This window comes from Sphingomonas naasensis, from assembly GCF_004792695.1.
Classification (GTDB): Bacteria; Pseudomonadota; Alphaproteobacteria; order Sphingomonadales; family Sphingomonadaceae; genus Sphingomonas; species Sphingomonas naasensis.
Window position 1 is genome coordinate 397,296 of sequence record NZ_SRXU01000002.1, and the last position, 20,111, is coordinate 417,406.

The 20,111-nt window shown below is 66.9% G+C and carries 22 protein-coding genes; 9 read left to right on the plus strand and 13 right to left on the minus strand.

The window, feature by feature from the left end:
* Positions 1–52: 52 nt before the first annotated feature.
* On the minus strand, positions 53–301 hold the full coding sequence (locus E5A74_RS06850) for a hypothetical protein (RefSeq protein ID WP_135983506.1): 249 nt from the start codon (positions 299–301) through the stop codon (positions 53–55).
* A 3-nt stretch (positions 302–304) separates the two neighbouring features.
* Complete coding sequence (locus tag E5A74_RS06855; protein WP_135983507.1) at positions 305–568, minus strand: hypothetical protein; 264 nt, start codon at positions 566–568, stop codon at positions 305–307.
* Positions 569–730: 162 nt separating this feature from the next.
* Between E5A74_RS06855 and E5A74_RS06860 the strand changes: the two genes are divergently transcribed.
* Positions 731–958 carry a hypothetical protein gene (locus tag E5A74_RS06860; protein ID WP_135983508.1) on the plus strand — a complete coding sequence of 76 codons (228 nt, stop codon included), beginning with the start codon at positions 731–733 and terminating at the stop codon, positions 956–958.
* 74 nt (positions 959–1,032) lie between these two features.
* Here the strand turns inward: E5A74_RS06860 and E5A74_RS06865 are convergent, their stop codons facing one another.
* The 5 genes from E5A74_RS06865 to E5A74_RS06885 form a co-directional block, all read right to left on the minus strand.
* Entirely contained in the window at positions 1,033–4,062 is a 3,030-nt protein-coding gene (locus E5A74_RS06865) for a TonB-dependent receptor plug domain-containing protein (RefSeq protein ID WP_135983509.1), read from the minus strand.
* 198 nt (positions 4,063–4,260) lie between these two features.
* Positions 4,261–5,685: an adenosylhomocysteinase gene (ahcY, locus tag E5A74_RS06870; protein ID WP_208411771.1), complete on the minus strand. Its 1,425-nt coding sequence runs from the start codon at positions 5,683–5,685 to the stop codon at positions 4,261–4,263.
* A gap of 109 nt (positions 5,686–5,794) precedes the next feature.
* On the minus strand, positions 5,795–6,520 hold the full coding sequence (locus E5A74_RS06875) for a DUF6683 family protein (protein ID WP_135983510.1): 726 nt from the start codon (positions 6,518–6,520) through the stop codon (positions 5,795–5,797).
* A 185-nt stretch (positions 6,521–6,705) separates the two neighbouring features.
* Positions 6,706–7,113 carry a hypothetical protein gene (locus E5A74_RS06880; protein WP_135983511.1) on the minus strand — a complete coding sequence of 136 codons (408 nt, stop codon included), beginning with the start codon at positions 7,111–7,113 and terminating at the stop codon, positions 6,706–6,708.
* Between the two features lie 40 nt (positions 7,114–7,153).
* The gene (locus E5A74_RS06885) at positions 7,154–8,671 is read right to left on the minus strand and encodes a TolB family protein (RefSeq protein ID WP_135983512.1); all 1,518 of its coding nucleotides are present in this window, start codon (positions 8,669–8,671) and stop codon (positions 7,154–7,156) included.
* A gap of 226 nt (positions 8,672–8,897) precedes the next feature.
* Between E5A74_RS06885 and E5A74_RS06890 the strand changes: the two genes are divergently transcribed.
* Together E5A74_RS06890 and E5A74_RS06895 are read left to right on the plus strand one after the other, a co-directional pair.
* The gene (locus tag E5A74_RS06890; RefSeq protein ID WP_135983513.1) at positions 8,898–9,587 is read left to right on the plus strand and encodes a DNA alkylation repair protein; all 690 of its coding nucleotides are present in this window, start codon (positions 8,898–8,900) and stop codon (positions 9,585–9,587) included.
* Between the two features lie 65 nt (positions 9,588–9,652).
* Entirely contained in the window at positions 9,653–10,783 is a 1,131-nt protein-coding gene (locus E5A74_RS06895) for an SEL1-like repeat protein (RefSeq protein ID WP_135983514.1), read from the plus strand.
* 9 nt (positions 10,784–10,792) lie between these two features.
* Here E5A74_RS06895 and E5A74_RS06900 read toward each other — a convergent pair whose 3' ends face one another.
* Positions 10,793–11,353 (minus strand): YqgE/AlgH family protein, encoded by a 561-nt coding sequence (locus E5A74_RS06900; protein ID WP_135983515.1) that lies wholly within the window; start codon positions 11,351–11,353, stop codon positions 10,793–10,795.
* A gap of 95 nt (positions 11,354–11,448) precedes the next feature.
* Between E5A74_RS06900 and E5A74_RS06905 the strand changes: the two genes are divergently transcribed.
* The 4 genes from E5A74_RS06905 to E5A74_RS20855 all read left to right on the plus strand — a co-directional run bounded on the left by E5A74_RS06905 (position 11,449) and on the right by E5A74_RS20855 (position 13,987).
* A complete protein-coding gene (locus tag E5A74_RS06905) occupies positions 11,449–11,931 on the plus strand; it encodes a peroxiredoxin (RefSeq protein WP_135983516.1) in 483 nt (160 codons plus the stop codon).
* 72 nt (positions 11,932–12,003) lie between these two features.
* A complete protein-coding gene (locus E5A74_RS06910; protein ID WP_135983517.1) occupies positions 12,004–12,276 on the plus strand; it encodes a hypothetical protein in 273 nt (90 codons plus the stop codon).
* Between the two features lie 74 nt (positions 12,277–12,350).
* Positions 12,351–13,802, plus strand: a complete 1,452-nt coding sequence (locus E5A74_RS06915) for an AMP nucleosidase (RefSeq protein ID WP_135983518.1) — start codon at positions 12,351–12,353, stop codon at positions 13,800–13,802.
* A 44-nt stretch (positions 13,803–13,846) separates the two neighbouring features.
* The gene (locus E5A74_RS20855) at positions 13,847–13,987 is read left to right on the plus strand and encodes a hypothetical protein (protein ID WP_166745679.1); all 141 of its coding nucleotides are present in this window, start codon (positions 13,847–13,849) and stop codon (positions 13,985–13,987) included.
* 6 nt (positions 13,988–13,993) lie between these two features.
* On the opposite strand, the gene E5A74_RS06920 is transcribed toward E5A74_RS20855, so the two are convergent.
* The 5 genes from E5A74_RS06920 to E5A74_RS06940 all read right to left on the minus strand — a co-directional run bounded on the left by E5A74_RS06920 (position 13,994) and on the right by E5A74_RS06940 (position 18,470).
* Entirely contained in the window at positions 13,994–14,737 is a 744-nt protein-coding gene (locus tag E5A74_RS06920) for an SIMPL domain-containing protein (protein ID WP_135983519.1), read from the minus strand.
* Positions 14,738–14,786: 49 nt separating this feature from the next.
* Complete coding sequence (locus E5A74_RS06925; protein ID WP_135983520.1) at positions 14,787–15,347, minus strand: hypothetical protein; 561 nt, start codon at positions 15,345–15,347, stop codon at positions 14,787–14,789.
* Positions 15,344–17,182: a M2 family metallopeptidase gene (locus tag E5A74_RS06930; RefSeq protein WP_135983521.1), complete on the minus strand. Its 1,839-nt coding sequence runs from the start codon at positions 17,180–17,182 to the stop codon at positions 15,344–15,346. The genes E5A74_RS06925 and E5A74_RS06930 overlap by 4 nt, the downstream gene beginning before the upstream one ends.
* Positions 17,183–17,272: 90 nt before the next feature.
* Positions 17,273–18,046 (minus strand): alpha/beta fold hydrolase, encoded by a 774-nt coding sequence (locus tag E5A74_RS06935; RefSeq protein WP_135983522.1) that lies wholly within the window; start codon positions 18,044–18,046, stop codon positions 17,273–17,275.
* Positions 18,027–18,470 (minus strand): GFA family protein, encoded by a 444-nt coding sequence (locus tag E5A74_RS06940; protein ID WP_135983752.1) that lies wholly within the window; start codon positions 18,468–18,470, stop codon positions 18,027–18,029. The genes E5A74_RS06935 and E5A74_RS06940 overlap by 20 nt, the downstream gene beginning before the upstream one ends.
* Positions 18,471–18,565: 95 nt before the next feature.
* Between E5A74_RS06940 and E5A74_RS06945 the strand changes: the two genes are divergently transcribed.
* The gene (locus tag E5A74_RS06945; RefSeq protein WP_135983523.1) at positions 18,566–19,012 is read left to right on the plus strand and encodes a MarR family winged helix-turn-helix transcriptional regulator; all 447 of its coding nucleotides are present in this window, start codon (positions 18,566–18,568) and stop codon (positions 19,010–19,012) included.
* Positions 19,005–20,111, plus strand: a complete 1,107-nt coding sequence (locus E5A74_RS06950) for an HlyD family secretion protein (RefSeq protein ID WP_135983524.1) — start codon at positions 19,005–19,007, stop codon at positions 20,109–20,111. The genes E5A74_RS06945 and E5A74_RS06950 overlap by 8 nt, the downstream gene beginning before the upstream one ends.

Consider the following 20,111-nt stretch of genomic DNA (forward strand, 5'->3'; position numbering starts at 1 on the left):
TGGCGCAACCCTTAGGCAAAGCGCCGTCGATCGCAAAGCGGCTTACGCGCCGTCAAGCCTCCGCCGGGGTGCCGGCCCGGCCGAGCAGCCGCCGCAACAGCGGCCGCCGCCTCGGCGGCAGCGCCGCTTGCGGTGCGCCCGCGCCTTCATTCTCCAGCGGTTCGAGCGAGAGGCGCAGCATCAGCCGGCGCGTCTCGTCTTCCAGCGCCGCTTCGTCGGGCGCGCCCAAGGCCGAACGCAGGATCTCGCCGATCCGCTCACGCGCCGGCCCGGCATCGTGACTGGCTTCGATATTCCTCACAACTCAAGGATATAACGAAGCAACCTCCGCTTCCGGTGCCCCATCGGCGCGCGTAGCACGATGATCCGACGCAAACGCCAGATCGGTCGACTCCAGCGCCGTCGATTGCGGCGGAAGCGTCGGCTCCCACGCGGCCATGCGCGCTTGCCGATAGAATTGGAACGAGCCCGATTCGGTGTAATTGGCGAGGCCGATGCCGGCCATCGTCCCGCAGGCGCAAATGCCCACAAAGCCCAGCCCCAGCTTGGCAAAAAGTGCTGACCGCATCTCCGACTCCCTGTTGCCGCGACAACGTGAGAGCGGCACGGCGCGTTCCACCGCGGATCGCCGCGAGGCGAATGCGGTTGCGTCTCCGCCGCAGCCGCGCTTCACCGTTACGTGCGTCGGGCCCAGCCGCCCGCGAGCGCGAATGGGACGAGAGAAGCGGAAATGATCCTGTCGAAGGCTATTGCGGTCGCTCTGGTGGCTCTCGGCCTGATCGTCATCGCGGCAGTTCTCGTGCTCGGCGCGTTCTGGCTGATGATTCTCGCCCTCAGCGCCGACGCAGGGGAAGTTCAGCTGGCGCTCGCGCTCACCGTGGGCGCAGGCATTGGCGCGATCGCGGCCTTTACCTGCTGGATCATGCCGTTCGCCCGATCGCGGTGGAACGGCGCCTAGGCGCGCGATTATCCGACCGCCAAAGAAAAAGGGCCCGGCAAGCGCCAGGCCCCTCTCCTTCTTCGTCGTCCGCCTCAGAAGCTCGGCAGCTTCACCCGCGCGCCGACGAAGCCGAACCGGCCGATCGAGTTGACCGGATAGGTCTGCGTGCCGAGATCGGGCTTCTGGCCCCAGAGGTTGCGGACGCCGCCATAGATCTGGAACTGATCGTTGACGTCGTAGCTGGCGTAGATGTCGTGCTGCCAGCGCTCCTTGAGCCACATATATTCGGGCGCCACGATGTCCGGGTTACCGTCGACTTCCTGATTGGTGTAGCGCAGCGTCTTGCTGAGATACAGGATCCCGTAGTTCAGCGTCAGGCCGCCATTCTGCCAGGTCAGATCGGCGTTCACCGTATATTTCGGCGCCCGGTAGAGCGATTCGAGACGGCGATTGGTCACATCGGCACCCGGCGTGCCGACGAACTCGAGCCGAGCGAGATAATTGCCGACGATGCTCAGGTTGAACGTGCCCGCCGACGCGGTCCGCAGGCGATAGTTGAAGTTCACGTCGAGGCCCGCGGTGCGGAACTCGGCGACGTTCTGCGGGATCACCGTGAAGCCGGTGATCAGGCCCGGATTGGCGCCGCCATTGTTGCGCACGATGCCGGTGCAGAAATTGTTGTTCAGATCCGGCTGGTCGACGCAGAGCTGCGCGAGCTGCTCGGCGCTCACCTGATTGATCGCGTTCTTCAGCTTGATGTCATACCAGTCCGCGCGCAGCGACAGGCCGGGGATGAAGCTCGGCTGGATGATCGCGCCCGCGGTCCACGTCGTGGCTTCCTCTTCCTGCAGATTGGGGTTGCCGGCCTGGAAGCCCGGCAGGTTGGTCGAACGCGGATCGCGGTACGTCCCCGGATCGGCGACACCGAGCGAGGTGAGCAACGCCTGGCAGTTGGCGGCGCGATATTGGGTGCCGTTCTGCAGCTGGTTGGTGTTGCACGGATCGGTGATGAACTCGAAGGTCTGCGAGCTGCCCGAGAAGAGCTCGCCGATGTTCGGTGCGCGCACCGCCTTGGAATAGGTGCCGGTGAAGGTGATGTCGCGGATCGGGGCGAAAGCGCCGTCGACCTTCCACGACGTGGTGCTGCCGATCGTCGAATAGTCCGAATAGCGCACCGCGCCACCCACTTCGAGCCGGTGGACGAAGCCGTTCTGGATCAGCGGCACGCGCAGCTCGCCGAACACTTCCTTGACGTCGTACTCGCCGCTGTCGGCCGAGAGCGCGTTGGTGAAGGTCAGACCCTGCGCCGCCAGCGGATCGGGGGTGAAGCGGCTCTTCTCCTTGCGGTATTCCGCGCCGACCGAGAAGCCGACCGCGCCGCCGGGGAGCGTGAACAGCCCGCCGAGATCGCCGCTCAGATAGGCCGACGCGACGTGCTGCTCGATCCGCGAGCGATCGGTGGTGTCGGTCAGGATCCAGTCGAGCGCCGCCTGGCTGTTCTGGTCCTCGCCGAACAGGTTGATCGGCACGCACTGGCCGGGCTGGAACGTCGTCGGCGCATATTCCTCGCGCGTCGAGTTGTACGGCTGGTTCGGCGTCCAGGTCGGGTCGAGATTGACACGGCAGGTCGGGCCATTGGGGCCCTGCACCGCGTCGATCGCCGCGTAGAAGCGGTCGTCGAGGATGTCGTTGACGTAGCGGCTGCGCACATTGGTACGGCCATAGGTGTACGACGCCTCATAGTTGAGGTGGTCGCTCAGCTCGCCGCGCAGCCCGATCACGCCGCGCCACGTCTCGCGGCGGATGTCCTCGCCGCGCTGGCCGAAGTCGAAATTGTCACGATTGACGAGCACGCCGCCAAGGCCTTCCGCCGCGATCGCCGGACGCAGCGACGCGGGGATGTAGGGATTGTCCTCGGGGATCAGCAGATAATAGTCGAAGGTCGGCTGGGCGAGCGAATAGGCGCGGATATTGGCGTATTTGCCCTCGGCGAAGATCGTCACCGCATCCGAAACGTCGAAATGCGCGAGCGCGTTGACCACGTGGCGCTCGACCTTGGGCAGCAGATCGTTGCCGTAATCGGAGACGAGCGTGGCGTTGCCGCCCTGCTGGTAGAAATCGGGAACGAAGGTGCCCGGATCGAACGCGGTCACGGCGCCGTTCGCATTCACCAGATAGTCCGGGAAGCCGTCCTGATCGATGTCGATGCCGCCTTCGCGGTTGGTGTCGAAATAGCGGATGTTGCTCAGCGGAACCCGGTCCGGAATGCCGTTGTCGGGCCCGCCGGTGTAGTTGCCCTGGTTCTCCGGATCATCCGGGTTGAGATAGAAGCGCGTCGCATCGGTGCCGCGCAGCCGCGCGCGGTCGCGCGTCTGCAGACGGTCGTCGGCGCCATATTCATAAGAGATGGCGACGTTGCCGCGGCCGCCCGCGAAATTCTTGCCCGCGGTGATCGAGAAGAGCCGCTGCCCGGCATCGCCATATTCGGAAATGCCCGCCTGCGCGCGCGCGGTGATGCCGTCGAAGTTCTTCTTGAGGATGAAGTTGACCACGCCGGTCACGCCGTCGGCGCCGTAGATCGCCGAAGCGCCGCCGGTGAGCACTTCGATCCGCTCGACAAGGTCGTTCGGGATCGTGTTGATGTCGATCGCCGCGCTGCCCGGCACGCCCGCGACGTGGCGGCGGCCGTCGACCAGCACCAGCGTGCGCTCGGTGCCGAGGTTGCGCAGATCGAGCAGGTTGAGGCCGGTATAGCCGATGCCCGCGCGGTCGCCCGAATTGTCGCCCGAGGTCGACGAACCCTGCAGCGCCGGATAGCCGGTCAGGAAGTCGGTCAGGTTGGTCGTACCCGAGGCCTGCAGCGCTTCCGAGCCGAGCGAGACGACCGGGTTCGGCGTGTCGAAGCCCGGCGTGACGCGGATGCGCGAGCCCGTGACCACCACTTCATCGGCCGGCGCCTCGGCCTGATCGCTCTGGGCGTCGTTGGCGACGGTGGATTCGGGGACATTGTCGTCGGTCTGGCCCGGCGCCGCGGTCTGGGCATGGGCCGAAAGGCAGGCCAGCGACAGCGCCGCAGCGGAAACGGTGAGCAGTCCGCGTGAGCGGAAAACAGAATACGCCATATTACTTCCTCGCAATATACTCAGAGGCGCGGTTCTCCTGATACGTTTCCGGCTTATGTCCGATCCCTGATCTCCCCCGCTTCTGTGTCGGATTTCCCGCAGGTGTTACATGGCTGCAACACACAGGTTGCGGCTGAAACGAAAAGACCGCGCCTCCCGGGGGAGACGCGGTCCGTTGCGTACAGAGAGCGTACAGGCTCAGTAGCGATAATGGTCCGGCTTGAACGGCCCTTCGACCGGCACGCCGATATAGTCGGCCTGCTTCTGGCTGAGCTTCGAGAGCTTGACGCCCAGCTTCTCGAGGTGGAGCGCGGCGACCTTCTCGTCGAGGTGCTTCGGAAGCACATAGACTTCGTTCTTGTAGTTCTCGCCCTTGGTCCACAGCTCGATCTGCGCAAGCGTCTGGTTGGTGAACGAGGACGACATCACGAACGACGGATGGCCGGTGGCGCAGCCGAGGTTCACGAGGCGGCCCTTGGCGAGGATGATGATCTGCTTGCCGTCGGGGAACTTCACCAGGTCGGTGCCCGGCTTCACTTCGTCCCACTCATAGTTCGACAGCGCGGCGATCTGGATTTCGCTGTCGAAGTGGCCGATGTTGCAGACGATCGACATCGGCTTCATCGCGCGCATGTGATCGGCGGTGATCACGTCGGCGTTGCCGGTCGCGGTGCAGAAGATGTCGGCGCGCTTCACGGCCTCGTCCATCGTCACGACCTCGAAGCCTTCCATCGCCGCCTGCAGTGCGCAGATCGGGTCGATCTCGGTGACGAGCACGCGCGCGCCGCCGTTGCGGAGCGACTGGGCCGAGCCCTTGCCGACGTCACCGAAGCCGGCGACGCAGGCGACCTTGCCGGCGAGCATCACGTCGGTGGCGCGGCGGATCGCGTCGACCAGCGATTCCTTGCAGCCATAGAGGTTGTCGAACTTCGACTTGGTGACGCTATCGTTGACGTTGATCGCCGGGAAGGGAAGCTCGCCCTTCTTGGCGATCTCGTACAGGCGGTGGACGCCGGTGGTGGTCTCTTCCGAGACGCCCTTCAGGTTCTTGACGGTCTCGGTCAGATAGCCCGGATACTTCGCCACGAACGCCTTGAGCGCGCGCTGGAACTCGACTTCCTCGTCATTCTCCGGCTCGCCCAGCGTCGCGCCGGCTTCGAGCTTGGCGCCCCACAGCGCGAACATCGTCGCGTCGCCGCCGTCGTCGAGGATGATGTTGGCAGTGGTGCCGTCACCGTCGGCGCCCCAGTTGAAGATGTCGCCGACATAGTCCCAATAATCGGCCAGGCTCTCGCCCTTGACGGCGAACACCGGGATGCCCGCAGCGGCGATCGCGGCGGCGGCATGGTCCTGCGTCGAGAAGATGTTGCAGGTCGCCCAGCGGACGTCGGCGCCGAGCGCGGTCAGCGTCTCGATCAGCACCGCGGTCTGGATCGTCATGTGGAGCGAACCAGTGATGCGCGCGCCCTTGAGCGGCTGCGACGGACCGAATTCCTCGCGCAGGCTCATCAGGCCGGGCATCTCGGTTTCGGCGATTTCGATTTCCTTGCGGCCGAAAGCGGCGAGTTCGATGTCCTTGATGACGTAGTCGTTCTTGTCGAGCACGGTAGCCACGGGCTGCATCTCCAGCAGTGTAAAAAGGTCAGCGCGCCGGAATCGCCGGCCGCGATCCGGGCGCCCTACAGCGTCCGCCGGGAACGCGCAAGTCAGATATAAAGATATCTTTATATGTCTAGCCGACGAACCCGGCTGCGGTCAGCTTCAGGCTACGCAGATCAAGCTTCACATCCTTGCGAAACCGTGCCGCTGCGGCGTCCGAGAGCCGCGCGGTTGCGGCCGCATCACCCCGCGCGGCGGCGTCGGAAAAGGCCGATCCCTGCGCGACGAAGTTGAGCATGAAGGTCTCGGCCATCGCCTGCCGCTCGGCGTCGGCCATTTTCGCAAAGGCCGGGCTTGCGCCCAGCGACCGGGCGACCTGCCCGCGCACCGCCTGAACCTGCGCCCGGCTGGCGAAGGCGACCTTGTTGGCGATCTGCCAGTTCTGCACCCAATAGGCAGCCATCGCGTCAGCCACGTCGCCGCGCCGCAGCCCGTCGGTCGCGACATGCTTCTCCCACAGGCCGAGCAGGTCGTGCGCGGCGATCGTCTGGCGCAGCCGTTCGGCATGGGCCGGGTCGGCACGCGCGATGAAGTCGGCGAACTGCGCGCGGACCTTCGCCGACACCGCCGGCGCCCCGCGATAGCGCGTGCTGACGGGTGCCGCCGCCCGTGGCGGCGGACTCGCCGGGCGATCCGCGCTGCGGCCGCGCACCGTCGCGCCAAGCACGTTGTTCATCTGCCCGACCGAGGCCATCGACGCGCCGAAATCGATATATTGGTTGCCGATCGACGAGAAATCCTGCGCCGGCGCGGGCATGGCGAGGAGCGCAGCGAGCGCGACAGCAAGGCGGCGACGCATCGGGACGCTCCGTTCGGTCGGTCGGACGCGGCAATGCCTAGCCCGGATTTCGGACAAACCCACCACCGCTGCCTGCACCCCGCCGCGCGCAAGCGTCGTCGCGCCGCAAACCAGGCCACGGGCTCCAGAAATCGAATGGTCGCAAGCGATGGGCAGCGCGTCGCTCGCGTCTATGCGTTCGCGCGCTAACCCGGCTTCCGCCCGCCCGCGCAGCGCGTCAGGAAATATTGCCGCTTCAGGTCCACCGCGTCCTGACGCAGCGTCTCGAGCCGGCGGTGCTCGTCGAGCGCGCGCTGGCGGTCGTCGAGCGCGAGCTGCCGCAGCGACAGCTCCTGATCGGTCGCCGCCGCGCCTTCCGCCGTGCCGCCCTCGCGAAGCGCGCGGCGCTTGTCGGCGGTGGCGATGCGCTCCGCGGCGATCGCCGACTGCTCCTGATAAAAGCCGGTCACCGCCGCGCTGCGCCGATGCGCTTCGACTGCGAACACCGGCAGGATCTTGTCGCGCTCGCATTTCTCGATCGCGGCATCGAGCGCGGGAAAGTCGATCGGCTCGACGATCTGAAGCGACGTGACGGCCAGGGCAAGCAGGAGCATGCGCGGCCCTTATCCGATCCGCTGCGCCCTTGCGAGGGGCTCAGCGCACCAGCCGATAGCTCACGAACGCGACCTGCTTGCCGTCCGGCGACCAGCTCGGCACGTTGATCGTCCCCTGCCCGCCGAACAGCCGGGTCAACACCCTGGGCGGCGCGCTGCCGTCGGCGGGAATGATCTTGAGCGCCACATCCTGCCGGTTGGGTGGATGGTCGGTCAGCGCGACGTCGAGCCCGAACGAGACGAAGACGATCCACTTGCCGTCGGGCGAAAGATGCGGAAACCAGTCGCGCCGCTCGGGATCGTGGGTGAGCTGTACCGGTTCGCTGCCATCGGCCTTCGCCCGCCAGATCGCCATCGCCCCGCTGCGCGTCGAATTGAAGTAGAGATATTTGCCGTCGGGCGAATATTCGGGGCCGTCGTCGACGCCCGGCCCGGCGATCAGCGGCCGCGCCGGCCCGCCCGCGAGGTCCTTCGTCCAGATGTCGTAGCTGTCGTCATCGGTCCCCACCCGCACATAGGCGAGCGTCTTCCCGTCGGGGCTCCAGCCATGCCAGTAGGAGCGCGCTTTCGGGTCGCTCACCAGCACGCGCGGCGCGTCCGAACCGGCAAGCGGCAGCACATGGATGCGCGAGAGATTGTCGGGCTCGGACTGGTCGGAGATCACCAGGCTCTGCCCGTCGGGCGAGATGCCGTGATCATTGTTGTTCTTGACATGGCGGCCCGTGGCGATCGCCACCGGCTCGCCCCCTTCGACCGGAATCCGCCAGATCCGTCCATCGGCATTATAGACCAGGGCCTTGCCGTCGCGCGTCCAGTTGGGCGCCTCGATCTTGCCGTCGAAATGGCGTACCACCCGCCGGCTCTGCACGCCGTCGACTTCGATCGTCTCGAGCGTGCTCTCGACCCTGGCCGGATAGCCGGTGTCGGGCACATAGGCGAGGCTCGGCACCCCCAGTTCGACGTTCGAGAAGGTCGCGGTCTCGGTGACGCTGTCGTCGTGCGCCGACACCGCGAGCCCGACCAAAACCGGCGCCTGGAACGCGATGCGATAGCTGCCGCCGGCATGCGCCAGCCTGCCGTCCGGCCCCGCGACCGAGAAATAGACGAAGTCGCCCTCGCGCTCGAGCCGCACCCGCTTCGGATGCCACACCGCCGAGACGATCTGCCGCGTCGGGCCATCCTGCACATCGCGATATTGCAGCGAGACCATTCCGTCGCCATGCACCATCACATCGGCATAGGGCGAACCGGGCGTGCGGTTCTGCCGGAGCATCAGCCCCGCCTTGCGATGCGGGTCCTTGCCCTTGCCTTCCCACGCAATGTCGGCAGCGAGGTGGAGATCGCCAGAACGCTGCGTCCAGACATAGTGGAAGGCGTCCTTCTCGCCCCAGATATTCGCGCCGCTCGCGGTGACGCGGTAGCGACCCGCGTCATGGCGGACGCTTCCCGGCGTCGCGGTCGCGCCGATATCGGCGTGGTTTGCGAAGATCCCGACGGCCTGCGCCACGGCCGGGTTCGCCCACAGCGCCGCCGCGCATGCCAGCAAAAGCCTGATCATATGCCCCTCTCGCCTCCCCGCATTGCATAGCCGGGAAGATGTTAGCGCTAACTGAGATATCGGCGAAGCGTTTTCCGGGAGCGTCCCGCGGAAGGTTCAGCCGGTCGGCAATTCGCGCCCATTTCGCGTCTCGCCGGGCGGCTCGCGCCAACCAGCCTGCGCGGCGATCGAAGGGGAGCGCCAAAGCATTTTCGTCTCCGCGCATATCGCCTTATCCTGCGCGGGCATGACCGCCGACATCGCCCCCGTCCTCCGCGCGCTCGAAGCGCATGCCGAGGCCGCGGTGCGCGACGCGATGGGGCCGCGCTTCGGCATCGTCACGGCGGACCGCGTGCTCGGGGTGCGGATGGCGAACATCCAGGCCGTGGCCAAGCCGCTCGGCCGCGACTCCGCGCTTGCCGAGGCGCTCTGGCAGTCCGGCGTCTACGAGGCGCGGATGGCCGCATGCATGATCGACGATCCCGCGACAGTGACGCCCGAGCGGATGGATCGCTGGCGCGCGGATCTCGACAATTGGGCGGTCACCGACACCGCCTGCTTCAAGCTGTGGGATCGCACCCCGCACGCCTTTGCCGCGATCGATCGCTGGTCGAGCCTCAACGACGAATTCGGCCGCCGCGCCGCCTTTGCGCTGCTCGCCAGCTGTGCGGTGCATCGCAAGGGCACGGACGCCGATTATCTCGCGCGCCTGCCGCTGATCGCGGCCGCGTCGGGCGACGCGCGCAACTTCGTCAAGAAGGGCGTCAACTGGGCACTCCGCGCGATCGGCGGCAGGCAGAGCCCCACGCTCCGCGCCGCCGCGCGCGATTGCGCCGCCCGGCTGGCGGCCTCGCCCGACAAGACCGCGCGCTGGATCGGCAAGGACGCGCTGCGCGAGTTCACCAGGGCCGATGCGAAAAACGCAACCAAAGCTTAGTCTTGTCCGGCTAGCCCGTCGCCAATTTCGAAGAGGGCGCGATGCGATTTGCTTTACTTGCGGCGATGCTGATCCCCGCGGCCCCTGCCTTGGCCGCCGCGGACACGCCATGGACCGCCGCGCAGGCCGAACGTGCCGCCAGGGCGACCGCCACCTGCACTGGCAGCGAATATGAGACGCGACAGCGACATGCGCCGGAGATCGTCCGGTCGCTGCCAAAACCCGGCGAAACCGTCCTCCAGCTCAGCGACGAGCGCGCCACCGACATCTATACCGTTGCCGAGGCGCTGCTGAAGCCGGCCATCCCCGATCCCCAGCGCGCGCTCGATCCGACGAGCTTCATCACATGCCCGCGCGATCCCGCGCTCGGCGTCGAGCTGATGATGTTCCTCGCGGCCGACGGTCCGGCAAATCGGCGCGGCCCGAACAACATCTTCTACTGGCTGGGTCAGGCCTATCGTCACGGCGCGGATGTGACCCCGGATGCCCGGCGCGCCCGCCACTATTTCCTCGTCGACCGGGTCCTCGGCAATGTCCTGCTCACCAGCGAGGATTGGGGTGACAAACCGACCGACACGCTGATGGCAGTTCTCGCTCGTCCGGCCAATCGCGCCATGCTCGAGAGCGCCGCGAATGCGGGCCGTAGCGAGGCGCAATTGCTGCTCGCAGAGCTGCTGCTCCCCACCGACAAGGATCGCGCCCGCAAACTGCTTCGCGGTTCGGCCGAGCAGCACAATGCGCGCGCATCCCGCCGGCTGTCGGACCTCGAGGCGCAGGGCGCGTTCGGCGGGCGGCACTATGAGGAAGCCGTGCGCGTGCGCGCATGGCTCGCCGCTCCCGACAATGACGATTTGCGCGCGATGCTCGATGCGGCACGGGCGTTCAACGGCGGCGAGGTGCCGAGCATCGACCGCAAGCTCTCGATCGACGATCTCGGGGGCGCGCGGCTGCGGGCCGAAATGCAGGCGGTAGATCGCGACAGCATCGTCGGGCGCGTGCCGTCCCGGGCGCTGGTCGCTCCCAACGGGCGTATCCTCTACACCGAAGTGACCGACCCCGACGCCCGCGACTTCTCGGTGGGACGCAATACGCTGCGCGTATTGCGTCCCGAAAATCTCGACCCGCTCGCTCCCTATTTCGTGAACGGCAGAGCGCTGTTCGCGTGGGTTACGCTGCCGACGATCAACTGGCGCTGACTAGCGCCCTCAGGCCGTCCCGGTGCTGTTCGCCAGCAGCCGCGGGTCGATCCCCGCCGCCTCGAAACCCTTCGACCAGCGCCGCCCGGCATCGACCTCGTAGAGCAGACCGGTGTCGCCGCTGGTGCTGAACCAGCCGTGCCGGGTCATCTCCTCGTCGAGCTGCCCCTCGGCCCAGCCGGCATAGCCGAGCGCGACCAGCCAGCGGCTCGGCCCGGTGCCCTCGGCGATCGCGCGCAGCACGTCGATCGTGCCCGACAGCGCCCAGCGCCCGCCGACGTCGATCGTGTCCTGCCCGCCCCAGTCGGTCGAGTGGAGCACGAAGCCGCGCCGCGGCTCGACCGGGCCGCCGAAATGGACCGGCGCGTCGGGCGCGTCGCCGGGATCGATCTCGAACTGGCGGAGCAGCTCGTGCAGCCCCAGCCCGTCGATCGTCTCGCCGATCCCGATGCCGAGAGCGCCTTCCTCGTCATGCGCGCACATCGCGATCACCGCATGCTCGAAGCGCGGATCGCCGATGCCCGGCATCGCGAGCAGGAACTGGCCGGTGAGATAGGGGGTCGATTCCATGGATCGACAACTTATCGCTTCGGTTTCGGGTCCGTCACGCTTGAAAATGTCATCGACCGCGCCAATTGGTGCGCTGGCCTCAAAAGGAGACTTCCATGACCATCCAGGTTGGCGATCGCATTCCCTCGACTCCCCTCGTCAAGGTGACCGAAGAGGGTCCCGAGCAGATCGGTTCGGACGAGTATTTCGCCGGCCGCAAGATCGCGCTCTTCTCGGTGCCGGGCGCGTTCACGCCGACCTGCTCGGCCAAGCATCTGCCGGGCTTCGTCGAGAAGGCCGCGGATCTCGAGGCGAAGGGCGTCGACGAGATCGCCTGCACCGCGGTCAACGACGCGTTCGTGATGGGCGCCTGGGGCAAGGCCTCGGGGGTCGACGGTAAGGTGACGATGCTCGCCGACGGCAACGGCACCTTCGCCAAGGCGGTCGGGCTCGAGATGGACGGCAGCGGCTTCGGCCTCGGCACGCGCGGCAAACGCTATTCGATGATCGTCAACGACGGCGTCGTCGAGCAGCTCCATGTCGAGGCGCCGGGCCAGTTCGAGGTCAGCTCGGCCGATTATCTGCTCGCGCGGCTGTAAGCATCGGGGCCGTAACGGAACTGTGCCGCGGCTGCGGGAGTTGAGTCCAGGATTTTACCGAAAGGGAATATCATGGCCAACAGCAACAGCGACACGACCAACGGTTCCGGCAACGCCAGCAGCGCCAGCGAGACGCCGGGTGCGGAAAAGTCCTTCATCGCCAGCGCGCAGGAAGCGATCGGCGACGCCGCCGCCGCGACGGTGCAGGCCGTGAAGGACCATCCGGTAGCCGCGGCCGCGGTCGCCGCCGGTGCCGCGGCAGCGGTCGGCGGCGCGGTCTATGCTGCTACCCAGCTCGGTGGCGGCAACAGCGGCGGCGGCAAGGAGTCGTCGTCGAAGAAGTAAAGCCTCCGGCTCCCGCGCTCCGGCCGGGAGCCGATGGTCTTGCCAGAGTCATCTTGGCGCATTAGCGGTCCAAGATGACTCAAGCATCCGACATCGTCGCCGAGCTGGACCGCCTCTATCGCGCCTCGGTCGACCGGCTTCAGGCCGCCCTCAACCGCTATCTCACCGACGGCACGCCGCCGGCACCGTCGAGCCGCACCGACGGCTCCTTCGCCTATCCCGAGATCCGGCTCACCTATCGCGGCGGGCATGATCGCCCCGCCCCGCCCCGTTCGTTCGGCCGGCTGGTCGATCCCGGCGAGTATCGCATCTCGGTCACCAAGCCGGCGACCTTCTCCGATTATCTGATCGAGCAGCTAACCTTGCTGATCGAGGATTACGACGTCGAGGTCGACGCGACCACCGGGCGGCAGGAGATTCCCTTCGCCTATGTCCTCGATCCCGGCCATGCGCTGAGCCTCGACGAAGTTTCGGCGACCGAGCTTGCCCGGCATTTCCCCGCGACCGAGCTCGCCTTTATCGGCGACGAGATCGCCGACGGGCTGTGGATGTCCCCCAACGGCATCCGCCCGCTCGCGCTGTTCGACGGGCTGCGCACCGATTTCTCGCTGGCCCGGCTGCGCCACTACACCGGCACGCCGACCGAGCATGTCCAGCAGTATATCCTGTTCACCAACTATCACCGCTATGTCGACGAGTTCGTCCGCTGGGCCTGCGCGCAGCTCGGGCCGAATGAGCAAGGCGAGCCGAGCCGCTTCACCGGCGTCTCGGGCGCCGGCGGGATCGTCGTCGAGAGCGCCGAGGACATGGACCGGCTGATCTCGGACAGCGCGTGGCGCCGCCATCAGATGCCGGCCTATCATCTGATGGCGCCCGGCCGGACCGGGATCACGCTCGTCAATATCGGCGTCGGGCCGTCCAACGCCAAGACGATCACCGATCACCTCGCGGTGCTCCGTCCCGAGGCGTGGCTGATGATCGGCCATTGCGGCGGGCTGCGCCCCAGCCAGCGGATCGGCGATTATGTCCTCGCCCATGCCTATCTGCGCGACGACCATATCATGGACGACGTGCTGCCGCCGGAAATCCCGATCCCCGCGATCGCCGAGGTGCAGCTCGCGCTCGCCCGCGCCGCCGAGACCGTCTCGGGCCAGTCGGGCGACGAGCTCAAGCAGCGGCTGCGCACCGGCACGATCGTCACTACCGACGATCGCAACTGGGAGCTGCGCTACTCGACCACGGCGCTCCGCTTCTCGCTCAGCCGCGCGGTCGGCGTCGACATGGAGAGCGCCACGCTCGCCGCGCAGGGCTATCGCTTCCGCGTGCCCTACGGCACGCTGCTCTGCGTCTCGGACAAGCCGCTCCACGGCGAGCTCAAGCTCCCCGGCCAGGCCAATCGCTTCTACGAGCGTGCGATCAACGAGCATCTCCGCATCGGCATCGAGACCGTCGAGGAGCTCCGCCGCGAAGGCGCCAAGCTGCACAGCCGCAAGCTCCGCGCGTTCAACGAGCCGCCGTTCCGCTGAGGCGATCGACGGAGTCGCGCGTTGGGGCTGCGAGGAGACCCGCCATGCCCGACCCCGAGAACCAGCCCGCGCCCGAAACCGGCGAAGCCCCGCACGCGCACCAGCCCGACGGCACCGATTCCTCGGCCGAGTTCGCCGCGGGGATCGCGGACGAGAACACGATCCCCGACGCGCTGCCGGAATGAGTCCGGTCAGCGGCTGAGCTGGAATTCCACCACGAGGCTGGCGTTGACGGTCACCTGATCGACCCCGCCTTCCTTCTTCGGCACGACGATCGAGACCAGCTCGCCGATCAACGCGAGCGCGCCGGCGGTGGGGTCCTGCTTCTCGCTGACCTTGGTGATCGCGCTGCGCTTGAGCCCGAGCGTCGCGGCATAGGCATCGGCCTCGCCCTGCGCCTTCTTGATCGCCGCGGCCTTGGCCTGACGGGTTGGGCCGACATAGTCGGTGAGCAGCGGCAGCACATCGTCCTCGAGCTTGCCGCCATTGGCCTCGATCGGCGCACGAGCGCCGTCGACCGCCGCGCGGGTCGGCGCGTCGAAGACCAGCTTCTCGGTGGCGGTCGACTGCGGCGTGTCGTTGCTGTCTTCTTCGACGGTATCGAGGCTGAAGCTCGGCTTCGACTTGCCGGGCGCGAAGCTCATGAACAGGCTCATCAGCGAATTGGTCGTGCTGGTATCGGGCTGGGCCTCGCGCACATTGGCCGCGGCGAGCGCCTGGACGAGCCTGGCATGATTGGCCGCCAGCGCCGCGCCGGCCGCGGCATCGTCCTTGCCCTTGGCGGTGAGCGTCACCGAAAGGCGGTAGCGCTGCGCCGGAACCTGCACCTGCCCGGTCGATACGATCTCGACCGACACCGGCCCGGTCGCGGTCGTCTGGGCCTGCGCGGCGATCGGCGCCGCGAGCAGCGCCAGCGCGAAAGCAGTTTTCTTCATCTTCGAATCTCCCCCTTTGTTGCCCCGAGCCTAGCCGAGGCCGTGTCCGCTAGTCGATCCTCGCGCCGGGGCATTCGGCCACAGGCACCGCGCGGCGATCGCCGACATCGATGCGAAACGCCCCGCGACGCGCGATCGGGCTGCCGGTAGCGGCGCCCGGCGGCAGCCCCGATTCCTCGACCAGCACGCAAGTCGCCTCGCCCAGCCGGCCGAAGCCGATGCGCCGGTTCTCGATACTGCCGAGCCTCGGCATGCGCCGCGCCAGATTGCGATCGAGATCGCTCTGGATGCGATCGCCGCCCGCCTCGATCGGCCCCAGTGTGAAGGCATAGACCGAGGCGAAGCGGCTGGTGCGCTGCACCAGCAGCACGCTGCCCGGCTCTTGCGGCCATACCACGTCGATGCCGCGCGCGAAGCGCATCAGCTCGCGGTTGCGCACGCCGGGTCCGTTGAGCCGCGCGATCCCCGGCTGGCTCTCGGCGTCGGTATCGATCGCCGCGGCCCAGACCGTCCATTTGCCGTCGGGCGATTTCACCCGCCCGCCGGCAAAGGCGGTGATCGCGTCCGAGGCCGGCGCCGCGGCGAGCGCGAAGGCGAGCAGCAGCTTCACCACCCCTGCGGCTGGCCCTTGTTCTGCTGATCGAGCCACTTCTTGAGCGGCGCGAAATATTCCATCATCGGCTTGCCCGAGATCTCGCGGGTGCCGGTGAAGGCCTCGAGCGCATCGGGCCAGGGCCTGGACGCCCCCATTTCGAGCATCTTGTTCAGCCGCGCGCCGACTTGCTTGTTGCCGTAGAAGGAGCAGCGGTGGAGCGGCCCCTTCCATCCCGACTGATCGCATGCCGCCTTGTAGAACTGGAACTGGAGCAGCCGCGCGAGGAAGTAGCGCGTGTAGGGCACGCTGCCCGCGACATGGTATTTGGCGGCCGGATCGAAGCGCGTCTCGTCGCGCTGCGCGGGCGGCACGATGCCCTGATATTGCAGCCGCAGCTTGTCCCAACCCGCCTGATAGCCGCTGGCGGGAATGGCTCCCGAGAAGACGCTCCAGCGATATTTGTCGACCAGCAGACCGAAGGGCAGGAACGCGACCTTGTCCATCGCCTGACGCAGCAGCAGCCCGGTGTCCTTGTCGGCGCTCGGCACCTTGGCCCGATCGAGCAGCCCGATCTGGACGAGATAGTCGGGAGTGATCGACAGCGCGACGAAATCGCCGATCGCCTCGTGGAAGCCGTCGTTCGCGCCGTTGCGATAGAGCTGCGGCAGATCCTTGTAGGCGCGCTGATAATAATTGTGGCCGAGCTCGTGGTGGATCGTGACGAAATCGTCCGAATTCACCTTGATGCACATCTTGATGCGCAGATCGTCCTTCTCGTCGATGTTCCATGCCGAGGCGTGGCACAGCACCTCGCGATCGGCGGGCTTGAGGAACAGCGAGCGCTGCCAGAAGGTCTCGGGAAGCGGCGCGAAGCCGAGCGAGGAATAGAAGCCCTCGCCGGTCTGGACCATCTTCTTCCAGTCATAGCTCTTGGCGGTCAGCAGGTCGCCGATCTCGAAGCCGAGATCGCCGGCGCCGGGAGGTGCGACGACATCATAGATGTTGCCCCATTCCTGCGCCCACATGTTGCCGAGCAGGTCCGCGCGGATCGGCCCGGTCTTCGCCTGCACCGCATCGCCATATTTCTCGTTGAGCTTGCGGCGGACATAGGTGTGGAGCGCGACGTACAGCGGCTTCACTTCGTCCCACAATCTGTCGGTGAGCCTCGCGAACTCCTCGGGCGGCATGTCGTAGCTCGAGCGCCACAAGGCCCCGGTGTCGGCAAAGCCGAGATCGCGGGCGCCCTGATTGGCGATCGCGGTCATCTTCACATAGTCGCCGCGCATCGGCGCGCCGACCTGATCGTGCCAGCTCAGCCACATCTCCTTGAGCTCGGCCGGATTGCGGCTGGTGCCCATCGCCGCCTCGATGTCGCTGCCGTTGATCGGCTTGCCGTTCAGCGTGCCCTTGCCCTTGGCATAGAGCGAGCCGAGCCGCGTCGAGATATCCGACAGCGTCTGCGCGGCGCCGGGCGTCGCCGGCGCGGGCAGCGTGATCGCGCTGCGCAGCATGGTGAGCTGCCGCTTCTGCTCGTCGCTCAGCCCCGGCGCCTTTTGATAGCGCGCCGCCTCGGCGGCGTAGCGCACCGACATCTCGGTGCCGCGCGCGCCATATTCGGCGGCGAGCGCGTCGGTATCGTCGGTGATGAAGGTCGCGTTCACCCACGCCACGCGCTGCGCGATCAGATTGAACTCGGTCACTTCCTTCTGGGCGCGATCGAGAAATGCCTGCGCCTCGGCGGCGGTGGGGGTCGCTTGCGCGGCCGGTGCGGCCGGAAACGTGGTCTGCGAGAATGCCGGCGCCGCCAGGAATGCGGCGAGCGCGAGCATCGAAATGCCGGTACGGATCATGGTGTGAAGAGCCCCTGAGGATCTTTGGATGAGCGACAGTCGCGCGCTCCCCCAGCGCGGTCAAGCACCCGTATCGCCCAAAGGCGAGCGTCAGTCCGCCAGAAACGCCGCGATCGCGTCGCCCAGCTCGGGCTTCATCACCGCGCTCATATGGTTGCCGGGGATCTCGACAAAGCGGCCGTCGGGCAGCAGATTGGCGACTTCCTGCGCCGAGCCATTGTCGAAATCCTCGGCGCCGGTGACGACGAGCGTCGGCAGCTCGATCGCGGCGATCTCCGCCTCGCTCGTGTCGACGAAGGTCTGCAGAATGAGCAGCAGCGCCTCGGGGTCGCCCTTGACCGTCTTGAGGAATGCTTCGGTCAGCCATTCCTGGCTACCGCGCTCGAAGCTGCCGAGATTGGTGAGCACGCGCCGGAAATAATTCCCCCGCCCCTGGGTATCGACGAGCCCCTGCAACCCCATGCCGCACAGCACCGCGCGCCGCGGCGTGGCGCCGTTCACCAGCATGCGCAGCGTGGTCCGGCCGCCGAGCGAATAGCCGCCCAGATCATAGTCGGTGAGGCCGAGATGCACGATCAGCGCGAAACCGTCGCGCATCAGCACGTCGGGGGGATAGGCCGCGGGATCATGCGGACGATCGCTGAGCCCGTGTCCGCGCAGATCGGGCATGATCACCCGGAAGCCGCGCGCGGCGAGCTTGGCGGCATGGCCATATTTGATCCAGTTGACCTCCGCCGTCGAGAAATAGCCGTGGATCAGCACCACGGGGCGCGCGCTGGCATCCTTCGGGCCCATCTCGGTCCATGCGAGCTCGACGCCATCGAAGCTCCGGAAACGATGCGTCTCAATCGGGAAGTTTGCCAACGGACTTCATCCAGCGTTGCACGAGGCTCGGGTTCTGGTCGGTCCGTGAGGCGGGCAAGTGGCTGGTGTCAAGCCAGTCGCGGTGCCAGCTCTCGCAGCCCGAATGCTCGGTGGGCCGAAAGCCCCAGGGATCGTCGAAGCTGCCGACCGTCATGTCCATCCGATCGTGGCCGTGCGCCTCGTAGGTGAGTGGCGTGCCGCACGCCGCGCAGAAGCCGCGCTGCGCGATCGGCGAGGAAGCGTAGCGATCGGGCTCGGTCTCCCACACCACATCCTCCTTGTGAAGATTCTTGAACGCGATCGAGACCCCGCCTGTGGCGCGCTGGCACATCCGGCAATGGCAGAGATAGGCTTCGTCGTCATGGACGCTCGCGCGGTAGCGAATCCGTCCGCACTGGCATCCGCCCGTCATTTCCCCGGCCATCGGTTGCATCTCCTGCATCTGCGGTTGTTGCATTGCACAAAAATCAATCGCGTCCTTTATTGCAATCTATGAGTATGCTTATTATGTGCCCGGCTATGGCTGAAACCCTAGGCTTCCTGCTCAGCGATGTCTCGCGCCTGCTGCGCCGTCGGTTCGACGAGCGCGCCCGCGCGAGCGGCGCCAGCGTGGCCCAATGGCGGGTGCTAAAGATCCTCGAACGCCAGCCTGGCTTAAACCAGGGACAGATCGCCGAGTTGCTCGAGGTCGAGCCGATCACCTGCTGCCGGATGATCGACCGTATGGAAGAGGCCGGGCTGGTCGAGCGCCGCCGCGATCCCGCCGACCGTCGTGCATGGCGCATTCACCTTACCGAGTCCGCCGCGCCCGTGCTCGCCGATCTCCACATTCTCGCCGGCGAAATGATCGAAGACGCGCTTCACGGGTTGAGCCCCGCTGAGCGCGATGCGCTGATCGCGGCACTGCAGGCGATCCGTTCCAACCTGACCAACGCTCCGGAAAGCAAAGAGGCCGCCAATGGCTGACGCAGATCCCAAGATTCAGAAGCAGCCCGAAGAGGCGATCACGATCGAACAACCCGCCGTCGCGGAGGCGCCCGAAGTGGTGGAGGCCAAACCGCGGCGCAGCTGGCTGCGTGCGCTGCTGATGTTCGGCGTGCCGCTGCTCCTCATCGCGGTGGTCGGCTATTTCTACATGACCTCGGGCAAGAGCGTCTCGACCGACAACGCCTATGTCCAGCAGGACAAGGTGTCGGTCTCGACCGACGTCGCCGGCCGCATCGTCGCGGTCGGGGTCAGGGAGAATCAGCTCGTCCATGCCGGCGATCTGCTCTTCCGCATCGATCCCGAGCCCTATCGCATCGCGGTTCAGCAGGCGCAGGCGGCGATCGCCGCCGCGCAGGTCCAGCTCAACACCGACAAGGTGAGCTATCAGGGCACCGGCGCCGATATCGAGGCCGCCCGCTCGGCGGTCGCGCAGGCGCAGGAAACCTTCGGCCGCCAGGCTGCGCTGATGAAGCGCGGCTTCACCACCCGCGCCAATTACGACGCGTCGCAGCACGCGCTGGAGCAGGCCCAGGCCCAGCTCCAGAACGCCCGTTCCGATGCCGCAGAGGCGCGCGCCAAGCTCGCCACCGGCGCCGCGGTGCCCGGCGAGAATCCGGCGATCGCCGCTGCGCGCGTCCAGCTCGCCAAGGCCCAGCTCGATCTCGCCCGCACCGACGTGCGCGCCCCGATCGACGGCATCATCAGCCAGACCAAGAGCCTGCAGGTCGGCGCACAGATGATCACCGGCCTGCCCGCGGTGACGATCGTGTCGAACAAGCCCGCGTGGATTGACGCCAATTTCAAGGAAACCGATCTCGATCACATGCATGTCGGCCAGTGCGCGCTGGTCAGCTTCGACGCCTATCCGCACCTCAAGCTCAAGGGCCATGTCGAATCGATCGGCGCCGGCACCGGCTCCGAATTCTCGGTGCTCCCGGCGCAGAACGCCAACGGCAATTGGGTGAAGGTCACCCAGCGCGTGCCGGTGCGCATCGCGATCGACGGCAAGAGCCCGCGCGAGATGATCGCCGGCCTCTCCGCGGACGTCGACGTCAAGTTCGAAGGGGCCTGCGAATAA